Origin of the sequence: Aeromonas sobria, from assembly GCF_006243315.1 — a bacterium.
Taxonomy (GTDB): domain Bacteria; phylum Pseudomonadota; class Gammaproteobacteria; order Enterobacterales; family Aeromonadaceae; genus Aeromonas; species Aeromonas sobria_A.
Map to the genome: position 1 here is coordinate 99,155 of NZ_NKWE01000023.1, position 19,678 is coordinate 118,832.

The window sequence follows — 19,678 nt, forward strand, 5'->3', positions numbered from 1 at the left end:
GGCCTGGGAGATGCGGGTAATCCGGAGCTTCTCTATCCGGTAGCAAGGGGGTTCTATTGGCATTGTGATTGCTCAGGTTTGCGCAATATGCGCGACATGATGCCGTTGTGGCGACTTGCCTGGGCGCAGGGTGATAGAGCACTCTTCGCCCAAGCGGTTATAACTCCAGCTCGATAATGGTGAGTTCCCACCGCTCACTGCGACATTGTTCCTGGTAGGCGTCGTCTGTCTGTGCTTTGCTCCGCTCAATCATGGCGATGACGTTGGCGTGCCGGATAGTTGCAAACTGATTCAGCCAGATCTGATGACCACTTTGGGAGAGACGAGCTACAGGTGTTTGACCATGGAAAACATGGAGTTTCTGAAGCTTGTCTATATCGATACGTACAGCGTCTCCGACGTGTAATTGCCGCAGGTGCTGGTGTATCGGGTGGTTTTCGTTGCTACGTCCGGCATAACCGATATCCAGTTGGCGCATACCCATGATGGCAAAACGGCGTTGCCGTACAGGGGCGGTGACCTGGATCGACTCGTTGTAACAGCGATCGACAATGAGAGGGAGGTGGGGATGCCGCTGGTCAGCGCGGGACATAACCACTAATCGCTGGATTGCTCGGGTCATCGCAACATAGAAGAGGCGCCGCTCTTCCTCGATGTTGTTCGCAGTGCTTTCTGCGCAGCGTTGCCATCCGCCATCAAGGATCAAAACATGGCGATACTCTTCCCCTTTAACGCCATGCGCCGTGCTGAGGAGCACGCCCTTGCCAAAGCGGATCTGGCGACGCTGTTCGCTCAGGTATTCGTAAAGGAACTGCAGGAAATAATGCGCCGATAACGCTTGTTCTCCCTGACTCTCCTGCCATTGGGCAATCAGATCGTACAGCAAGGCTTCCCAGCGGTTTGCTTGATCAAGGGTAGGGAGGGGAGCGGCCAGTTGCTGCGCTGTCAGGAGTGCGTGGCCTTGTTGATGCAACCAGTTCTGGTAACGCAAGATCTCGCGACAGCGATGTATCGGGAAACCATGCTCTCGATCCAGGGTAAATCGGCAGGGAATAGAAGCATCAGCGAGTGCTGAACGTACCCATGCCAGCTCTTCTTTATCCAGCCCATTGCGAGCCAGTACTGCGATAGACTCCAGTGGGCATGTCGGATCTTTTTCACGAATCAGTGTGATGTGTCTGACGATTTCAGCGGCCTGTTGGGCCCCGTCAGTACAGGATTGGACGATGACTTTGCCACGTGCTGGCTCCAACCCTTCCCAAGCGCCACCCGCTACCTCCATCTTGCGCCGTTCATCGATCACAATGGGATGTGAACGCTTCATGCGATCCAGATTGTGTTCTATCAGCTGGTTAGCCGTTTCGATGATGTTGCTTGTTGAGCGGTAGTTCCAGGTCAGATAGTGCGTCTGGGCGTTGTAGTCTTGTTCGAAGCGACGGATAAAGCTGACGTTCGCTTCGCGGAAGGCGTAGATGGACTGGTCGTCATCACCCACCGCCATCAGCTGCAGGCGCGCTTCTTCATCCTCTTCGCTTTTGCCAACCAGTGCGGCGATCAGTTGGTACTGCTGCTCGTCTATATCCTGATATTCGTCGACGAGCAGAAATTGCAGCCCCCCCAACAGCTTTTCCCGCTGCTCTTCCAACTCGAGACCGAGCTGGCTCTGCTCTCCCCGCAGCAGCTTGATAGCGTCATCAATGATGGTGGTAAAGTCGATATCGTCTGATGTCCGGTTTTGCACCGCATTACCTGTCAGGCTCATCGCAAGACCGTGAAAGGTGAATACCGAAACCCGAGCTCCGTCACGCCCCAGCAGTTCGGTCAGGCGTCGGCGCAGGGACATCGCCGCATTATGGTTGTAACAGAGCAACATGATCTTGGATGGAGCGACTTGCTTGACCCGCATCAGGTAGGCGCAGCGGTGGATAATCACCTTGCTTTTGCCTGACCCCGGGCCTGCCAGTACCAGCAGGTTTTGCTCGGGCGGAGCCTGAACGATCTGCTCCTGTGCCCGGTTGTGAAGATCTTCAACAATGCGCTTCCAGGAGTGTTCGCTGGTCGCCAGCTCCAGGATCTTGTTGCGCCCTTTGAAGTAGTGACCGAGGAACTTGTCGGCTTCCATGGAGAAGTAGTCTGTCACCAGCTTTTTGGCTTGCTTGAAGTGTTCCAGACTGATGCGGGCGTATTCATTCATCACATGGATCTGAATCACCTTCTGGCGATAGTGATGCTCAAGCGGCTGATAGTCTGCCTTGTTGTATTGTTGCTGCCGCTCCGCCGTCAGCGTGAGGGTCATGGCGCTTCGGAACACGGCGAGACCATTTTGCAGCACGATGGCGTGTTGCTCATGCAGGTAGAGCAGTGCCCGCTCGGCCCCTTTGAGCAGCCACTCCTGCTGGCTGCTTGCCTCCCGCTTGTTCATTAGCTGAGCCACATCCATGTCTTCTCGCAAGTATTTGACCAGTTGTTCCAGGGCAAACGACAGCATTACCTGGCGCTGGACACTCTCTTCGCTGCTTGCCAACAGGGTGTAGAGAAAATCGAGGGTGGCACCTGTGACGCGATGGCGTTGATCAATCGTCTGCTCAATCTGGGACCAGGTACGGTTGAAGGTGAGTTGGTAGAGATCCCGAGAGAGATATTTGACATCAATGGAGCCTTTCTCGCCCCCCGAGCGACCATCCTGGGACCAGCTGGTCAGCAAATTGCGCAGCAAGCCAGGGTTACTCCGTTCATGCCCCAGATCTTTGATGGCCTGATTGACCAGTCGAATGTTAAAGATCAGTCCTTGCCCTGTATCAGGTTCGGGTTCTTGTTCACGCAAGGTGTCCAGCATCGCCTTCTCAATGCTGTGCACTTGCCCGCAGAGCACCCGGGCGTTGTCTCTTCCTTTGGGGCGAAGCCAGGTAGTCAGTAACATCCCCTGAGAGAGCAGACCTACATCTGCCATTTGGGTGAGTACCCGCATCACTTCGCTGGCCTGAACACCACTTCCTTGGTCCGCCATGTATTGGCCTGCCTCTTCGGCAATGGTATCGGCACTGAGACCATCATCATCGGCAGCACTCATCAGCGCCTGGATAACAGCTTGCCAGATGGCGTTGGCCTTGGGAGCCAGTTTCAGACTGTCTACCCTTTTCATCGCCTCCTCGGTGGACGCAAACAGGGGGCGTCCCTGAAATACCTGAGTGATGTTGTCGCTGCGCTCCAGATAGCCAGCTCGCTCGAGCCAGGCGATAGCTGTCTTGACCTTGGTATCCGCATTGTTGTCATCGGCAGCGAAGCTGGTTTCCACCTCTGGCTGGTTGATGAGCTCTGCGCTGGTTGCGACCAGTGGCGGGTTGTTCTCCTGCTTGCCTCCTTTGCTGGCCCTGAGCCTTATTCCCCGCAGGATCTGTTTGATATCGCGCAGGCTGACCTCACTCATGGCCTCGAGCTGGAACTGTTTCTCGATGTCTTGTGCATCAAACAGCAGCACGCAGTGGGCTTGCTCTGTATCGCGGCCCGCTCGCCCCGCCTCTTGCAAATAGTTCTCGAGCGAGCCGGGGATATCGGCATGAATGACCAGACGCACATCATCCTTGTCGATGCCCATCCCAAAGGCATTAGTCGCGCAGATGACCCGGATCTCGCCACTGATAAATTGTTCGAGGGTTGCTTTCTTTTGGGCATTGTCCATTCGGGCGTAAAAGCGCGCGACAGGGAGGGATTGTTGCTGGCCGAGGAAATCAGCCAGCTCGTCCACGCTGCGCTTGGTTGCGCAGTAGATAACGCAGGAACCGGGCTTCTCCTCTCCGAAGAACTGCTCGAGCAGGTTAAGGATATGGCCCTGTTTATTGAGTCCTGGGCACTCAACGACGGCATATTCGAGGTTGGTACGTTCAACCCCCCCTTCCAGTCTGCGAAGCGGTCGGGGCTGCCTGTCGAGAAACTGTGCGCAGATATCCTCAATCACATCCGGCTTGGCGGTCGCGGTATAGCAGAAGACAGGAGGCATGGGTACCTGCTGCTCGCTGGCAATGGTGGCGATGGCCTTGGCGCAGTAGAGATAGTCAGGGCGAAAATCATGTCCCCATTTCGACAGGCAGTGCGCTTCGTCAAATACCCAGCCACCGATCTGACGTTGTCGTATTGCTTGTTTGACAGTGCGGTTACGAAGCTGCTCGGGGGAGATATAGAGCAGGGCGATATCCCCCATGCGGATCTGCTCAAGAATCGCGCCTCGCTCTGGTAGCGTCAGCAGCCCCGAGATGGCGGCAACCCCTTCGATACCGGCCTTGTATTTAAGGTTGTCCACCTGATCCTTCATCAGTGCCTGCAGGGGGGAGATCACGACCGTGAGCGCGCCACTGCGCTGGTTGCGAACCAGTGCCGGGAGTTGGTAGCAGAGCGACTTGCCGCCGCTGGTGGGCAGGATCCCGAGCAGTGCGACGCCAGCCATGGCTTCCTCGATCAAGGTCTTCTGCAATGGTGTCCCATCAGGCAGGTTGCGGAAGTTGTCGAGTTCGAAGATTCGCTGCAGATGGCGGCGTGCGTCGTGGTTCTCCTGACAATAACTGCAGTCGGCATGACCACAGTGGCGCTCGCGAACAGTGTGAATGATCTCTGCTGTTTGGGGAAAGCGGCGCCAAATCCAGGGCGGCAGCACAGAGTTGCCGCCGGCAACGGGCAACCAGGCGCAGGCATAAGCCAACGGTAACAGCAGCATAGGTTGACGCAGGGCATCGCCAATCACTCGGTTGAGCTGATTGGGGCAAGCCTTTTCATGGGCAATGCTCTTGATCAGGGTAGGTAGCTCGGAGACCCTTACTGGAGGACGGCCCGTAAGCCTTGCAAACACCAGTGACAGACCCTGAGTGTTAAATTGCGCCATGACTCCCTGGCTGAACAGGTGTTGATAAAGCTGCAATTGGGGTAGGGGTAAGGCTTGCAGGGCTATCAACTGTTCCGAGAAAATCTGCAAGGCGAGCCTTGCATCAGCGACCGGATCATTGAGGGTATCCCGAACCAGTTTGTAATCCTTGACCAAGCGGTGATAGGGGTTTTTGGGAAAGGCAATGGGAGATAGATAGAGGGTATCTATGACCGGCTTTTCGAGAAGCAACTGGGGGCGTACAGCCTGTTTGGCCAACCAGGGGAGATCAAAATCGAGAATATTGTGGCCAAGGACCACATCAGCCTCTTGTGCCAGCGCATTTAACTCCTTGAGGGAGAGATCCTGCGGGCCCTTGAGATTGAGCTCACGCTCAGCCAGGAGGGCGCCCAGATGACGCAGTTTTTCATCCCGGGTCAGCTCAAGGTCAAAGGAAAGAATCTTGTCATCCCCAAACAGGGCCACGACATCAGTCGAGTTCATTAATAGCCATCTCCATCTGGCGTTGACCTCTCATGGCGATAATAAGTGCCAAAAGATCAGTGAGTTGGCCGAATATTACCCGAAATGTTGAACGGTGGCATCATTCAGAGCCCTCTGGTCTCAGTTCTTTTGGCTGGCATCCCGTTTTGGTAAATGTCCCTGCATCCTTAATGGCTCATGTTTGGAAAGTGTCGTCCTTGTCATGGTCAACCCACTGATCTTGTGAGACTATTTCTCTTCCTTCTCCGATCGGAACGCATTGTGCCCCTCGACTACTACCAGCGCCACGCCACCGAGTTAGCGACCCGTTACCAGCAGGTATCTGCGCGCGCCGTGCACGGTGACTGGCTCACTCTGCTGGAGCCTTGGCTCCTGGCGGCGCCGCGCAGCTTGCTCGATGTAGGGGCTGGCAGTGGTCGGGATGCCGCGTTTTTAGCCGGGCTCCATCAGGGCCACAAAGTGGTCGCTGTCGAGCCCTGTCAGGCACTCGCTGCGCAGGGGCAATGTCATACCCGTGAAGCTGCGGTGGCGTGGGTTAATGACGCTATGCCTGCTCTCTCTCGCGTGACGGGCACTTTTGATCTGATTTTGCTCAGTGCTGTCTGGATGCATCTATCCCCGGAGTCTCGCCCCTTGGCGCTGACACGTCTTCATGAGCTGCTCTCACCAGATGGCTATCTGATACTGAGTCTTCGCCTGGTTATCTCGGAGCAGGAGATGCGGGAGCGGGCCATGTATCCGGTGGCCGCCGATGAAGTCGAGCAGCTTGCATTGGGGGAGGGGATGACACTGCTCCATGGGTCAGAACTACAGGAGGATGCTTTGGCGCGTAGCGGGTTGTGTTGGCAGAGTCTGATCCTTGGGGGCGAGCATGCACGCCTCTCCTGAGCAGCAACTCGCCTTTATTGCTTATTTGCAACGCATCTTTACCGAAGGCGATTTTGTTGCCACTTACAAGTGCGCCTTGCTCCACGGGATTGCAGATATCGCGATTGAGCGCAGCAGCGAGACCCATGGTCTGACTGCGGCGCGCACCATTACGCTGGACGAACTGGCCACCAAGTTTGTGGAGCTCTATTGGCAGCACAGTCTGCCCTACTCGGCGACGGGAGAAACGGCCACCTTGCTCAAACAGAGCAGCGGTCGTCAGGCCATCATGCTGACGGAGTTGTCCCGGCTGCGTGAAGAGGGTGTCCGCTCGGTAACTGCACTGCGTCGTCACGACGCCTGGCGGCCTCTTCTTGCCCGAGTTCGGCGCATCCTTGTTGAGGGGCCCTTGTGGCGTCTGCAGATCCTGGGTGGGCGAGAGGAGTGCCACCTCTATCCTCATCAAAGGGGCGCGGATCATATCTGCCTGAACCCCGGCATACTCTACTGTCTCCACCGCTTTTACGATCTGGTGGTCTCCCTCTCCCGACAGCATTGGTTACAGCTTATCTGCGACATCAAGGGTAATCAGCCACTGATTGGCCCAAGTGTGGGGTTGGAGAATTTTCTATTTGGTTCAAGCCGTCAGGCGCTGGGGCGAGTAGGAGAGGTATTGAGGGACTTGCAGGGGGGAACCTGTTTTTACTGTAACAAGGCGATCCACGGGAATGGTGAGGTAGACCATTTCATCCCCTGGCGTCGTTATCCAATCGATTTGGGCCACAACTTCGTACTGGCACACGCCAACTGTAACCGGAGCAAACGGGATTTTCTTGCCGCTCCCGAGCACAGGGATGCCTGGTACGAGCAGAATATCCTGACTCACGGGGCGTACCTTACTGGCGAGCTGGCCCCCCTGGTGAGCGTTGATGCCGAGCGCTCTACCGCCATCGCCACTTGGGCCTATCAGCAAGCCGCCCGTGAGCATGCCCGGCTGTGGTGTGGTATTGACGAGTTTGTGGACGTGACAGCCCCTAGTGTGAATATTCCCCTGCGCTTTTTATGAGACGTTGAGGCTTTAAAGCTCGATAAAAAAGGGCCACCTCTTGCGAGGTGGCCCTTTCCAAACGTTTGGGCTGGGGGATGTTGAACTGGATAGTTAATTTATTGATTTAAAATAAAAATCGCCAATTCAGAAAATTTCAATATGCCTAACCGTATGCCTAACATCAGAACTTCTGCAGTAACACAGTGTTATCTGGGTTGGCATGGCCATATGTGGTTAATTGGCCGTGGAGGAAATGTTAACTCTCACCTTCCTCAAAAGGTAACTGACTCTTGCGAAAGTTGGCGCTCTCTGTTGTATCAGTTCCTCGTTTGGAAAAAAATTCCCCGTCCAAAATTTACCTGTCCAGCGAGCTTTGAATAGACTGTTCAACCTTCTGTGGCTTTTATCTCGCCACCGGCAGGTCCTCCCAGCGGGTGGTGTAACAGGGGCTCAAGTGCTCTTGTCGCATCATCCACTCGGCTGACCCCGTGCCCTGGCTGGCAAAGCCTACGCGCCCCAATCCCTTGGCTTTGATCTGGTCCATCACTGCCATCAGCGCATCCGATTGAGCGGAGGACGGGGCAAACAGATCGGCCTGTTGCTGCCCCTTGGGGGTGAACTCACTCAGCATGACGCCCCCCTTCTGATAGCGGTAACCGTCGCGCCAAATCTGCGGTAGCAGCACGTTCACTTGCTGCAGCAACAACCGGGTGTCATCACTAGGGCAAACTAGCCGAACGCCAGCCTGCTCACTGTAGTAAGGTGCACGTTCGTCAAAGGGGCTGGTACGCACGAACAGGTGTACCCGCTGGCAACACATCCCCTCGGCCCGCAGCTTCTCGGCAGCGCGTGCCATAAAGCCTGACAACGCTTGCGCCATTTCCCCACTGTCGGTCACGCGCTCACCAAAGGAACGGCTCGAAAGGATCTGCTGCTTCGCCACCGGTTCAACGGTCAGCTCAGCGCAAGGCTGGCCACGCAGCTCCTGTACGATCCGCTCGACCACCACGCCGTATTGCGAACGCAACCCTTTGGCATCACTGGCCACCAGGTCTGCCACGGAGTTGATGCCTTGTGCCACCAACTTGACCCCCAAGCGCCGCCCGATGCCCCACACCTCATCAACCGGCGTGATGGCCATCAGCCGAGCACGGCGCAGCTCGTCTCGCAAATCCACGACGCCGCCAGTAGCAGGCCACTTCTTGGCGGCATAGTTGGCCAGCTTGGCGAGGGTCTTGGTGGGGCCGATCCCGACCCCTACTGTGAGGCCGGTCCACTGCCACACTCGCTGTCGGATCTGTTGTCCATAGGCCGTCAGGTCCCCGGCAAACGACTCCGACAATGCCATGAACGCTTCATCGATGGAGTAGACCTCCAGCTCGGGGGCCATGGTCTCCAACGTGCTCATTACCCGGCCAGACATATCGCCATAGAGCGCGTAGTTGGAGCTGAACGCCACACCGCCATGCGCCTCGAACTGCTCGCGGATCTTGAAATAGGGCCCGGCCATCTTGATGCCCATCGCCTTGGCCTCGGGGCTGCGCGACACCACACACCCATCGTTGTTGGAGAGCACCACGACCGGGCGGTCACGCAGCTCAGGGCGAAACAGCCGCTCACAGCTGGCGTAGAAGTTGTTTACATCAACGAGCGCGATGGCCATCACGCTGCCTCAGATTGCCAATCACATGGGTGACCACCCCGAACAGCTCCAGGGAGAGGCTCATGCAAGGGTCGATAGGCGCGAACGCAGGATTGGCAGGCAGCAACCGCAGTCTCGGCTTGAGCTGCAACGTCTTGACCGTGAAGCCGCCGTCGAGCAGTGCAATCACTACATCGCCATGGCGCGGGGTCAGGCTCTTATCAACCACCAACAGGTCACCGGGAAAGATGCCGACCCCGGTCATGCTCTCCCCCTCGGCACGCAGGTAGAAGGTTGCGGCAGGGTGCGACACGCAGTGGGTGTTGAGGTCCAACTTCCCTTCCAGATAGTCGCTGGCTGGGCTGGGAAAGCCGCAAGAGGCGCGATGCAAGAACAGCGGGATGGTCACCTCGGCGGGTGATGGGTCTGGGGTTAACAGCTTCATGGTTACAATACCTGTATTTATATACAGGCATTATAGCGCACCACCTTTGAACCAGTGCAAGTCCCGCATGTCAGTGATGGCGTACCATGGCGCCAATAGATAATAAAGAGGTCAGTATGAGTCGCAATCTGTGTGCCCTACCGCAAGAGCAGCAAGAGCAGGTCGAGGTCGAGAAGGCCCGTATGGAAGGAGCGTAACGGTCACTTGGCCAGCGCAGAAAGCGAAGCAAGCCAGCATAAGGGTGAGCTGGGCAGCTACTTTCTTGAGCAAGTAAGTAGGTACAAACGGGGCTAGCCTTCCTGTAGCCATGTTTTTATTCTGGGAACACCCTAAGTACCTTAACTCTCGCGCAAATCCGGGCTTCGGAGCTTGAAGATGCAGCCCTTGGCTACCAACTCGTCCCGGTTTGCCAGCACCAGCGGGTAGAGCAGCGGATGCTGTTCGTGATCGCCGTTATAGCTCACTTGCATGCGCTCCAGCGCGTAATGCATCAAAGGGATGCGCTGGTTGAGCAGCAGCTTGCCATCTGGCATGGCATAGTCACTGGCAATGATGGCCTGTTGACCTGCGCTGAGGGTTGGGTTGGGTATTACCACCGCAGTGACCTGGGTGTTCCACTCAAGATCCTGATCCCGGCCGTGAGGGGAGGTATCCAGTAGCTCAGGTTCCCCACGAAACCGGCTCATCACAAAATCCAGATACACCCCTTTCTTCTCGCAGTAAGCGCGAACGTGCCAGCGGATCCCGTCATAGACCAAGGTATGGGGCACGATATTGCGGCCGCTCTGCTCCTCTGAGCTGAGGGATACGTAATCGACATCGACCCGCAACTGACCGCGAGCCGCTTGCACCAGACCCCGCACAATCTTGGGGTCGATATGGCGGTTGGGCACATCCAGGATCTCGATATGGCCGTAGCGCAAATCCATCAGCGGCAGGGTCAACAGCCCCGCCTCATGTTGGCGTTGGTGCTGCTTTTCACGGTGCAACAGCATCAGGTATTCGTCCACCTTGCCTTCACTAAAGCGGGGCACAAATTGCGCGGTAGGTTTGTACCCTTTCAGGCGTCGGTCATAGGCCAGCCCTTCAGGGGCGTAGTCACTCATATAGCGATTGATGTCTCGCGAGGCTTGCTGGCGGCCGATATTGAAGGCGGTTGTCAGGTGATTGGTGGTCAGCCGTCCTTCCCATTGCAACACGATCTCCAACAGGCGAAAGCGCAGGGTTTGATCCCAGGTGAGTTCGTTGGCGGGCATATGTGCTCCAAAATGCGACATGTGCATTTATACACCCGTTTAGGATGTAATGAATACTCTGTATGATGGCCTCACTAGAAACTTGTTCTTTTTAATCAACGGCTTCAGCAACGAGTAGTTATTGGTAGATCATGAGGATCCCATGCATAGCGAGCAATCCCTTTTTAACAAGAGGCAGTCAATGGATCCTCTGACTGTTAAACCAGCGATGGCTCATTACCGAAAGCGTGACAATACAACGCATTTGGTCGGTGAACATCTGCAGAGCGTGGGGTTACTAGCTGCCGGATTTGCCGGGAAGTTGAATATTGCTCTGGCAGGTGAGTTGATTGGGTTATTGCATGACATTGGCAAGTACAGCCAAGAGTTTCAGGATTATATCCAATCCGCACTTGGTCTAGTGAATTGTGACGAAGATGACTATGTGGATGCTGATGCCCAGCGTGGCAAAGTAGATCACTCTAGCGCAGGAGCGCAGTACATTTGGCGAGCTTTGTCCGAAAGGGGGGGGCTGGAGTCCCTCTTTGCTCAAGTACTTGCCCTTTGCGTGGCATCGCATCACTCCGGCCTGATTGATTGCTTGGATGTGGAAGGTGAAGACAACTTCTCCCGTCGAATGAACAAGGCTAAGGAAAAGACACACCTGGATGAAGTGTGTCGTGCCGCTGATACCGAGCTCATGGCGCGGATCGATGAACTGCTGGGTATGCCCGAACTGTTTACAGAACTGCGCAACAGCATCGGCAACATCTTTGCCAAAAACCGTGATCCCCACAAAGGGAAGCTCCGAAACGCCCACCAACAAATCGGGCTGGCAGTGCGCTACCTGTTCAGTTGCCTGATCGACGCAGACCGGATAGACACCGCCGATTTCGAACACCAGCGAGTCAAACTGTTCCGCCCGAACGGCGACTACGCCAAATGGCCAGCGTTGATTGCTCGGCTGGAACGCAAGCTCTCGGCCATGTCACCCACACGGCCTATCGACCATTTGCGCAGGGACATTTCGCAGCACTGCCTTGATGCCGCAACACGGCCCGGCGGTACCTATACGCTGACCGTCCCAACGGGTGGTGGCAAAACGCTAGCCAGCCTGCGTTTTGCGCTCCATCACGCACAACAGCGCAAGCTGGATCGGATTATCTATGTTATCCCCTTCACATCGATCATCGAGCAGAATGCGCAAGTCGTCCGTGACATCCTTGAACCTGCAGATGCACCGGAAGATCACGGGAAAATAGTGCTGGAACATCACAGCAGCGTCACGCCTGAGCAACAGACTTGGCGCGAGAAGATCCTGTGTGAGAACTGGGACGCCCCGGTGGTTTACACCACCATGGTGCAACTTCTGGAGACCTTGTTCGGGGCTGGAACCCGTGGCGCCCGGCGCATGCACCAGCTCGCCAATACGGTGCTGATCTTCGATGAAGTGCAGACCCTGCCCATCAAATGCACCCACCTATTCAATAACGCCATCAACTTTCTTACCGAACAGTGCAATAGCACCGTTGTGCTTTGCACCGCCACGCAACCATTGCTTCACAAGGTGGCTGCGGAAAAAGGCGCGATCCGGCTGGCGGCACAGCACGAAATCATGCCGGATGTGCACAAGCTCTTTGCCGACCTGAAGCGCGTCGATGTGCGCGACCAACGTAAACCGGGTGGCTGGAGCGTGGCTGAGGTAGCACAGCTCGCGCTGGATGAGCTGAGGCGTGCAGGCAGCAGCCTTGTCATCGTTAATACCAAGCGTGCCGCGCAAGCAGTCTTCGAGCTCTGCCACACGCAGCTAGAGCAGGGACAGGTTTTCCATCTCAGCACCGATATGTGCCCGGCCCATCGTAAGGATGAGCTTGCCAACGTTCGGGCTGGTCTGGCGGAAGGCTTACCGATCCTGTGCGTCAGCACGCAACTGATCGAGGCGGGCGTGGATGTCGATTTTGGTGTGGTCATCCGCTATCTCGCAGGTCTGGATTCCATTGCGCAAGCGGCCGGCCGCTGCAATCGAAATGGTCGGCCAGAGCCAGGCATTGTCCATATCGTCAACCCTCGACCTGAGGACGAAAAACTGACCTGGTTGCCGGACATTGCCAAGGGGCGCGACGTCGCATTGCGGCTGCTGGATGACTATGCCGTTGTCCCCGCACGTTACGCCGACAACCTGTTCGGGCCTGTGGCACTGAGCGACTTCTATCAGTACTACTTTTTCGAGCGTCAGAAAGAAATGGACTACTGTGTCTCGGCCTCTGCGCTGGGGCGTGATGATACCATCGCTAACCTGTTGGCTGAAAACTCGGGAGCCGATGCCGACTGCCGTCGCAAATATGGAAAAACGCCTGAACGTATGCTGAATCAGTCTTTCATGGCGGCAGCCAAAGCCTTTAAGGCCATCGACGCCCCAACGCAAGGAGTCGTTGTGCCCTATGGCCCGGAAGGCATAGATATCATCGCGAAGTTGCATGCCTCTTTTGACGTGGAATTGGATGTGCCGCTGCTACGCCGCGCTCAGCAATTTACGGTCAACGTCTTCCCCAACGTGTTTGAGCAACTCGTGAAGGCTGGGGCCGTTCATTCGGCCGACCCCAACAAACAGGCTCGTATCCTGACCCTCGATCCTCGTTATTACAGCCCGCAGTTCGGGGTCTCAACCGAGCCCTTATCCACTATGGAGGCGCTCTATGTCGACTGAGCATCGCAACAGCATTGAATTCAGGGTGTGGGGGCGTTATGCCCTGTTCACCGATCCGCTCACCAAGGTAGGTGGCGAGAAGTTTTCGTATCAGGTGCCGACGTATGAAGCACTGAAAGGCATCTGTAAATCCATCTACTGGAAGCCGACGCTGGTCTGGGTCATCGACGAAGTGCGCGTGATGAAGCGCATCCGTACCCAGACCAAGGGCACTAAGCCGCAGGAGTACAGTGGCGGGAATACGCTGGCGATCTACACCTTTTTGGCCGATGTGGAGTATCAAGTTCGCGCCCATTTCGAATGGAATACAGCGCGCCCTGAACTCGAAGCCGACCGCAACGAGCACAAGCACCACAACATCGCCCGACGCATGCTGGAGCGCGGCGGTCGGCAGGATATTTTCCTCGGCACTCGTGACTGCCTGGGCTATGTCGAACCCTGTGAATTTGGATCGGGAGCCAGTGAACTAGATAGTGCTGGCGAGTTGGCGCTGGGCCTGATGTTTCATGGTTTCGACTACCCCGACGAAGTCGGTGGTGATGCGCTCCATGCGCGCTTCGCCCGTATCGTGATGCGTGACGGCGTGATCCGCTTCGACCGGCCTGAGCAATGTTCCGTTAGAAAGCGCGTGCGGGCGATGAGCGTGAAGACTTTCGGGTTGAGTGAAACAGTGCATGCGGCAGATGAGGAATGGGCTGAACTGGAGACGCAGGCATGAGCTGGATTCAGAAGCTGTATGAAACTTACGATGCTTGCGTAGGAAGGGAGCCGGAGGGTGCTGAACCTTTGATGCCTATTTGTCATACAACACAACAGGTGCAAATCGAAGTTGTCCTAGATCAAGACGGCGTTTTCAGAAGGGCATCCGTTATAGACAAGGGATCTGCGACCACGATGATTCCTTGTACTGAGTCGTCTGGTGGGCGTGCTGGATCCAAGCCAGTCAATCACCCTTTCGCGGACAAACTGCAATATGTCGCCGGGGATTTTCTACGGTTCGGCGGGAAGGTAACTTCCGGATTCACGGCCAAACCGGATGAACCACACGTTTCGCTCTTAAAGGATTTGCGGGCATGGGCAGCATCACCATATTCCCATCCCAAGCTAAAAGCAGTTCTTAAGTATTTGGAACGCGGAACCTTGGTTTCTGATCTGGTTTCAGCAGGAGTTCTTCCGATCCATTCTGATGGCATGCTGATGAAATCTTGGCAGGGTGACAAAGATGCAGCCCCTGCCATTTTTAAAGTGATCCAGGCGACGCAAACGCCTGAAGATGCTTTTGTTCGCTGGCGCGTCGAAGAAATCGGCAATCCTGTGTCGGCCACATGGGAAGATGCGGAACTGATCTCTGCTTGGGTCAAGCATTACCAAAGTACGCAGAGCATGCGGGGATACTGCATGGCAGCCGGTACTGAAATGGCACTGGCCGTTCAGCATCCCGCAAAACTCAGGCATGGCGGTGACAAGGCCAAGCTGATTTCATCAAACGACACGGCTGGCTACACATTTAGGGGCAGATTTCTCGGCGCAGATGAGGCCGTTTCGGTGGGATTTGAAGTCACACAGAAAGCACACAACGCGTTGCGCTGGCTGATCCCACGACAAGGTTCGCGCAATAGCGAGCAAGTGATTGTGAGCTGGGCCGTGACGGGGCAGCCTGTACCTGATCCTTTTGCCAGCACTCTGGATCTTTTCGGTATTGAGCCTGCCGAAACCTCAACGGCCACCGGCCATGCCGACACAGCCCAGTCGTTTGCTCTGCGGCTTAAGCGCGCAATAGCAGGCTACGGCACCAAGCTTGATCCCAGTACAGATATCGTTGTCATGGGCATTGACTCAGCGACACCTGGACGCATGGGTATCACCTTCTACCGCGAGTTGAAAGGCTCTGAATTCCTGAATCGTATCGAAGCTTGGCATGCAAATAGCGCATGGCCACAGTATTTCGGTAAGGACAGGAAGTTCATAGGCGCGCCCGCGCCACGAGATATTGCCGAAGCGGCTTATGGTCGCAGGCTGGATGACAAGCTGAGCAAAGCCACTGTCGAGAGACTGTTACCTTGCATTATTGATGGTTCGCAACTGCCGCGGGATCTCGTTGAGACGACAACACGACGTGCCAGCAATCGGGTTGGTTTCAAAGAGCATTGGGAATGGGAAAAGTGCTTGGGTATCGCCTGTGCGCTTTTCAGGGGGCATAACAAACAAAGGAATTACCAAATGGCACTAGAGCAAGACCGAATTACCCGCGATTATCTCTATGGCCGCCTGTTGGCTGTGGCCGAAAATATTGAAAGCCGGGCGCTGTTCGTAGCTGGCGAAAAGCGTGACACCATGGCTGCGCGGTTGATGCAGCGCTTTGCTGACCGGCCCTATTCCACATGGAAAACGATAGAGCTGTCACTTTCATCCTACAAGACCCGTTTGCGCACCAAAAGGGCGGGTTTCCTGTATGCCATGGAAAAATTGCTGGATGAAGTAATGGGGCTTTTCCAGAGTGAGGACTTCACCAAAGACTCGCAACTTACTGGCGAATTTCTCCTGGGGTATCACTGCCAGCGGCAAGCGCTGCGCTCTGGCGATGCCGCCAGTGCTGAAGAACAATCCACCGAAGAAACCGTAGCCGGCTAAGGAGCCACCTATGAGCACATTACAAAACAAGATCGACTACGCCCTGGTTCTGCGCGTGAAGAATGCCAATCCCAATGGTGATCCGCTCAATGGCAATCGCCCGCGCACCGATTACGGTGGCTTTGGTGAGATCACCGATGTTTGTATCAAACGCAAGTTGCGTGATCGGCTGCAGGAGGCCGGTCAATCCATCTTTGTGCAATCTGATGATCGCAAAACGGATGACGAAACCAGTCTGCGTAATCGCGCCGAGTCCAGTTTGAATGGTTTGGGTAAAGACAACTGGAACCCGAAGAAAACCAAGAAGGACGACGCAGCCAAGAAGGCTTGTGCCAAGTGGTTCGATGTCCGCGCCTTCGGTCAGGTTTTTGCCTTTGGCAAAGACGCTGACGCCAGCGGTGTTTCTATACCAGTCCGGGGCCCGGTGACGGTGCAGTCAGCTTTCAGCAAGGAACCGGTCAGTATCACCAGCACCCAGATCACCAAGAGCGTGAATGGTGAAGGTGATGGCAGTAAGCGTGGTTCTGACACAATGGGCATGAAGCATCGCGTTGATGGCATGAGCATTTATGAGTGCTATGGCAGTATTAATCCGCAATTGGCTGAAAAAACCGGCTTCAGTGATGCGGATGCTGACATCTTCAAGTCAGTGCTGCCCCGGCTTTTCGAGAATGATGCTTCATCTGCAAGGCCTGAAGGTAGCATGGAAGTCGTTAAGGTGATTTGGTGGAAACACAATTGTAAAGCAGGCCAATACTCCTCGGCTAAGGTACACCGTTCTCTGATGGTTAATGCAGAAGGTGACATTTCAGTCGAGTCCCTTGACGGCTTGGTGCCGGAAATTATCGAAGGTTTTTGATTGTCATTGCCTTGGATGATCACTGTTGGTGAAAACAATGGACGATCCCCGCCTGATCCAGCTTTCTGCTTTGCAGCACTATGCGTTTTGTCCAAGGCAATGTGCCCTGATCCATAACGGTCAGGTCTGGGCCGAAAACTGGCTGACAGCACAGGGGCAGTTGCTGCATCAGCGCGTGGATCAGGGTGAGCCGGAGACGCGCAAGGGCGTGCGTTATGAGCGTGGGGTACTGGTCAGTGCCCCTCGTCTTGGCCTGACCGGCAAGCTTGATCTGCTGGAAAAGGATCTGGTCAGTGGGGAGTTACTGCCTGTGGAATACAAGCGTGGCAAACCCAAGAGCCATGATGCCGATGCTATCCAGTTGTGTGCCCAGGCTCTGTGTCTGGAGGAGATGACCGGCCAGTCCATACCGCGGGGGGCGCTCTGGTATTGGCAGATACGGCGTCGGACAGAAGTGGTGCTGGATGCGGTACTGCGGGAGCAGACCCATCAGGTCATCGAGCAGGTTGCCCTATTACTGAAATCAGGTGAGACCCCACATGTGAAGCCGGGCAAGCATTGTCAGGCTTGTTCATTGCAAGAGTGGTGTCAGCCGGAATATCAGGCCAGGGATCGTTCAGTAACCTACGTAGCGGATCTATTCTCAATGCAGGAGGGCGACGAGTGAAAAAATTGCAAAACAGCCTCTATATCACTCGCGATGGCGCCTATCTGCACAAGGAGCGGGAAACGCTGCTGGTGGAGCAGACGGTCGAGGGGCAACGCAAAAAATTGTTGCAGATACCCATTCATTCGGTGGGTAACATCTTTTGCTTTGGCAATGTGCTGGTGTCGCCGCAGTTGATGGGCTTTTGTGGTGAAAACGGCACACAGCTGGCGTTTTACGATGCCTTCGGCCGTTTTCAGGCCCGGGTGGTGGGCAAACAAACCGGGAATGTCTTGCTGCGGCGCGCCCAGTTTCGCCGCGCGGATTGCGTGGATAGTCGTGAAAACCATATTGCCCGCAACATTGTCGTGGCAAAGGTGCACTCCTCGCGGGTAGTGCTGCAACGGCATCTTCGAACGTATGGTTCAAATCCGGATGTCTCTGCAGCGGCGTATCGGTTACGGCAGATCGTGGCTGAGTTGAAAAGCCAGAGCGATCTGGAGCGGATCCTGGGTTTTGAAGGGGAGGCGGCCCGTCATTATTTCGGGGTATTCAGTCAGCTAATCAACTCGCAAACGGGGTTCGTTTTTGATGGCCGGACTCGGCGTCCCCCCAAGGATCCCGTCAATGCCATGTTGTCATTTATGTATTCCGTGCTTTCGAAAGAGATCAGTGGCGCGCTGCAGGGGGTGGGTCTGGATCCACAAGTGGGGTTCTTGCACGAAGAACGGCCGGGAAGGGATAGCTTGGCGTTGGACTTGCTGGAGGAGTTTCGGGCGCCGATAGTGGATCGATTGGTGTTGACCCTGATCAATCGTCAGCAGGTCAAGGTGGGTGATTTTACAACCGATATGCTGGGTGGCGTTGCTATGAAAGAGGATACCCGACGGTTGTTGTTACAGAGCTGGCAAGCCAGAAAGCAGGAAGAAGTTACCCATCCGTTCTTGGGTGAAAAAGTAGCCGTCGGCCTGCTGCCGCATGTGCAGGCAATGTTGCTTGCGCAACATCTGCGCGGTGATTTGGTGGAATATCCGCCCTATATTCATCGGTGAGGTAGTACAGCCATGATGATATTGGTGACCTACGATGTTTCTCTGGAAGATCCTGACGGGCCTCGGCGTCTGCGCCGTCTGGCAAAAATCTGTCTGGACTATGGTGTGCGCGTACAGTACTCGGTGTTTGAATGCGAAGTGGAACCAGATCAGTGGGTGCGGTTTCGGGATCAACTGTTAAAGACCTATGATCCGGATGTCGATAGCCTGCGTTTTTATCGTCTCGGAAAGGAGTGGCGCAGCAAGGTGGAGCATCATGGCGCCAAACCCGCCCTCGATATCTTCAAGAGTGACCTGATTATCTGAACGCCAACCGCTAGTGCTCATTAAAAATCCGGAAGATTGGCAATTTTTTAACTAATTGATAAATCGCGATATATTGAAAGGCCGCCTTTCGGGATCGTCTATCTGTGATCCAACTGACATGGGTTGGCGCAGAATACCGTTTTCCGATAGGCGGTTTCTGTCTTTGCAAGAAGACGGTCGCGCCCTCCGCGGGCGCGTGGATTGAAACTGCTCGATGTTTTTCCAGATGGCGGCGCACTGGTGTCGCGCCCTCCGCGGGCGCGTGGATTGAAACGAGTTAGCGCAGTAGTAGTGGCGCTCGCCGGTCGTCGCGCCCTCCGCGGGCGCGTGGATTGAAACCAAACCTATCAGCAGAGGTAGCAACGTGAGCGAAGTCGCGCCCTCCGCGGGCGCGTGGATTGAAACTCTGTGATGAGCGAGGCAGTGAACTCGATGTCATGTCGCGCCCTCCGCGGGCGCGTGGATTGAAACGAGCAGATCCAGAGCGGTGCCCTTGAGTGGGTTGGTCGCGCCCTCCGCGGGCGCGTGGATTGAAACAGCTTCTGATGCGGCTTGGTCGTTCAGGTGATCCAGTCGCGCCCTCCGCGGGCGCGTGGATTGAAACAAGCAACAGGAACAGGCGCTCTATTTCATCTGCGTCGCGCCCTCCGCGGGCGCGTGGATTGAAACATCTTTAGATAGAGTATCCATTGCCTTTGCTACAGGTCGCGCCCTCCGCGGGCGCGTGGATTGAAACATCTCAGCTATGACGGGGTCTACCTCATCAACGAGTCGCGCCCTCCGCGGGCGCGTGGATTGAAACTGGTCGATCACGGCCGCCGGGCTGCGCTATGGCAGTCGCGCCCTCCGCGGGCGCGTGGATTGAAACAGCTCTTTGGCCTTGT

Annotated in this window: 13 protein-coding genes and 1 CRISPR repeat array (1 of these 14 only partly in view); of the genes, 9 read left to right on the forward strand and 4 right to left on the reverse strand. The window is 55.6% G+C overall.

The window, feature by feature from the left end; all coding sequences use genetic code 11:
- Positions 1-157 precede the first annotated feature (157 nt).
- Positions 158-5,356 carry a RecQ family ATP-dependent DNA helicase gene (locus CF137_RS07585; RefSeq protein ID WP_139718570.1) on the reverse strand — a complete coding sequence of 1,733 codons (5,199 nt, stop codon included), beginning with the start codon at positions 5,354-5,356 and terminating at the stop codon, positions 158-160.
- Positions 5,357-5,617: 261 nt separating this feature from the next.
- On the opposite strand from CF137_RS07585, the gene CF137_RS07590 reads away from it, so the two are divergent.
- Positions 5,618-6,244, forward strand: coding sequence for a class I SAM-dependent methyltransferase (locus CF137_RS07590; protein ID WP_240038526.1), 627 nt, complete (start codon positions 5,618-5,620; stop codon positions 6,242-6,244).
- Positions 6,228-7,289 carry an HNH endonuclease gene (locus tag CF137_RS07595; protein ID WP_139718572.1) on the forward strand — a complete coding sequence of 354 codons (1,062 nt, stop codon included), beginning with the start codon at positions 6,228-6,230 and terminating at the stop codon, positions 7,287-7,289. Before CF137_RS07590 ends, CF137_RS07595 begins: the two co-directional genes overlap by 17 nt.
- A gap of 385 nt (positions 7,290-7,674) precedes the next feature.
- Here CF137_RS07595 and umuC read toward each other — a convergent pair whose 3' ends face one another.
- The 3 genes from umuC to CF137_RS07610 form a co-directional block, all read right to left on the reverse strand.
- A complete protein-coding gene (umuC, locus tag CF137_RS07600; protein WP_139718573.1) occupies positions 7,675-8,934 on the reverse strand; it encodes a translesion error-prone DNA polymerase V subunit UmuC in 1,260 nt (419 codons plus the stop codon).
- Entirely contained in the window at positions 8,915-9,358 is a 444-nt protein-coding gene (umuD, locus tag CF137_RS07605; RefSeq protein WP_139718574.1) for a translesion error-prone DNA polymerase V autoproteolytic subunit, read from the reverse strand. Before umuD ends, umuC begins: the two co-directional genes overlap by 20 nt.
- 338 nt (positions 9,359-9,696) lie before the next feature.
- Complete coding sequence (locus CF137_RS07610; protein WP_101531523.1) at positions 9,697-10,614, reverse strand: WYL domain-containing protein; 918 nt, start codon at positions 10,612-10,614, stop codon at positions 9,697-9,699.
- 181 nt (positions 10,615-10,795) lie between these two features.
- Between CF137_RS07610 and cas3 the strand changes: the two genes are divergently transcribed.
- The 7 genes from cas3 to cas2 are packed head-to-tail and all read left to right on the forward strand — an operon-like array spanning position 10,796 to position 18,794.
- Positions 10,796-13,300, forward strand: a complete 2,505-nt coding sequence (cas3, locus tag CF137_RS07615; protein WP_139718575.1) for a CRISPR-associated helicase Cas3' — start codon at positions 10,796-10,798, stop codon at positions 13,298-13,300.
- Positions 13,290-14,018 (forward strand): type I-C CRISPR-associated protein Cas5c, encoded by a 729-nt coding sequence (gene cas5c / locus CF137_RS07620; protein WP_139718576.1) that lies wholly within the window; start codon positions 13,290-13,292, stop codon positions 14,016-14,018. Before cas3 ends, cas5c begins: the two co-directional genes overlap by 11 nt.
- Positions 14,015-15,931: a type I-C CRISPR-associated protein Cas8c/Csd1 gene (gene cas8c, locus CF137_RS07625; protein ID WP_139718577.1), complete on the forward strand. Its 1,917-nt coding sequence runs from the start codon at positions 14,015-14,017 to the stop codon at positions 15,929-15,931. The genes cas5c and cas8c overlap by 4 nt, the downstream gene beginning before the upstream one ends.
- A 10-nt stretch (positions 15,932-15,941) precedes the next feature.
- A complete protein-coding gene (gene cas7c / locus CF137_RS07630) occupies positions 15,942-16,790 on the forward strand; it encodes a type I-C CRISPR-associated protein Cas7/Csd2 (protein WP_139718578.1) in 849 nt (282 codons plus the stop codon).
- Between the two features lie 37 nt (positions 16,791-16,827).
- Positions 16,828-17,457, forward strand: coding sequence for a CRISPR-associated protein Cas4 (gene cas4, locus CF137_RS07635; protein WP_139718579.1), 630 nt, complete (start codon positions 16,828-16,830; stop codon positions 17,455-17,457).
- A complete protein-coding gene (cas1c, locus tag CF137_RS07640) occupies positions 17,454-18,488 on the forward strand; it encodes a type I-C CRISPR-associated endonuclease Cas1c (protein WP_139718580.1) in 1,035 nt (344 codons plus the stop codon). The genes cas4 and cas1c overlap by 4 nt, the downstream gene beginning before the upstream one ends.
- A gap of 12 nt (positions 18,489-18,500) precedes the next feature.
- Positions 18,501-18,794 carry a CRISPR-associated endonuclease Cas2 gene (gene cas2, locus CF137_RS07645; protein ID WP_047435408.1) on the forward strand — a complete coding sequence of 98 codons (294 nt, stop codon included), beginning with the start codon at positions 18,501-18,503 and terminating at the stop codon, positions 18,792-18,794.
- Between the two features lie 176 nt (positions 18,795-18,970).
- A CRISPR array of direct repeats spans positions 18,971-19,678; the repeat unit is 32 nt; unit sequence GTCGCGCCCTCCGCGGGCGCGTGGATTGAAAC; it runs 1,039 nt beyond the window's last position.

Coding starts and splice junctions, on each gene's coding strand:
- cas5c (WP_139718576.1), top strand. CDS start 13,290: ATGTCGACTGAGCATCGCAACAGCATTGAATTCAGGGTGTGGGGGCGT.
- cas8c (WP_139718577.1), top strand. CDS start 14,015: ATGAGCTGGATTCAGAAGCTGTATGAAACTTACGATGCTTGCGTAGGA.
- umuC (WP_139718573.1), bottom strand. CDS start 8,934: ATGGCCATCGCGCTCGTTGATGTAAACAACTTCTACGCCAGCTGTGAG.
- umuD (WP_139718574.1), bottom strand. CDS start 9,358: ATGAAGCTGTTAACCCCAGACCCATCACCCGCCGAGGTGACCATCCCG.
- cas2 (WP_047435408.1), top strand. CDS start 18,501: ATGATGATATTGGTGACCTACGATGTTTCTCTGGAAGATCCTGACGGG.
- cas7c (WP_139718578.1), top strand. CDS start 15,942: ATGAGCACATTACAAAACAAGATCGACTACGCCCTGGTTCTGCGCGTG.
- CF137_RS07595 (WP_139718572.1), top strand. CDS start 6,228: ATGCACGCCTCTCCTGAGCAGCAACTCGCCTTTATTGCTTATTTGCAA.
- cas4 (WP_139718579.1), top strand. CDS start 16,828: ATGGACGATCCCCGCCTGATCCAGCTTTCTGCTTTGCAGCACTATGCG.
- cas3 (WP_139718575.1), top strand. CDS start 10,796: ATGGATCCTCTGACTGTTAAACCAGCGATGGCTCATTACCGAAAGCGT.
- CF137_RS07585 (WP_139718570.1), bottom strand. CDS start 5,356: ATGAACTCGACTGATGTCGTGGCCCTGTTTGGGGATGACAAGATTCTT.
- CF137_RS07610 (WP_101531523.1), bottom strand. CDS start 10,614: ATGCCCGCCAACGAACTCACCTGGGATCAAACCCTGCGCTTTCGCCTG.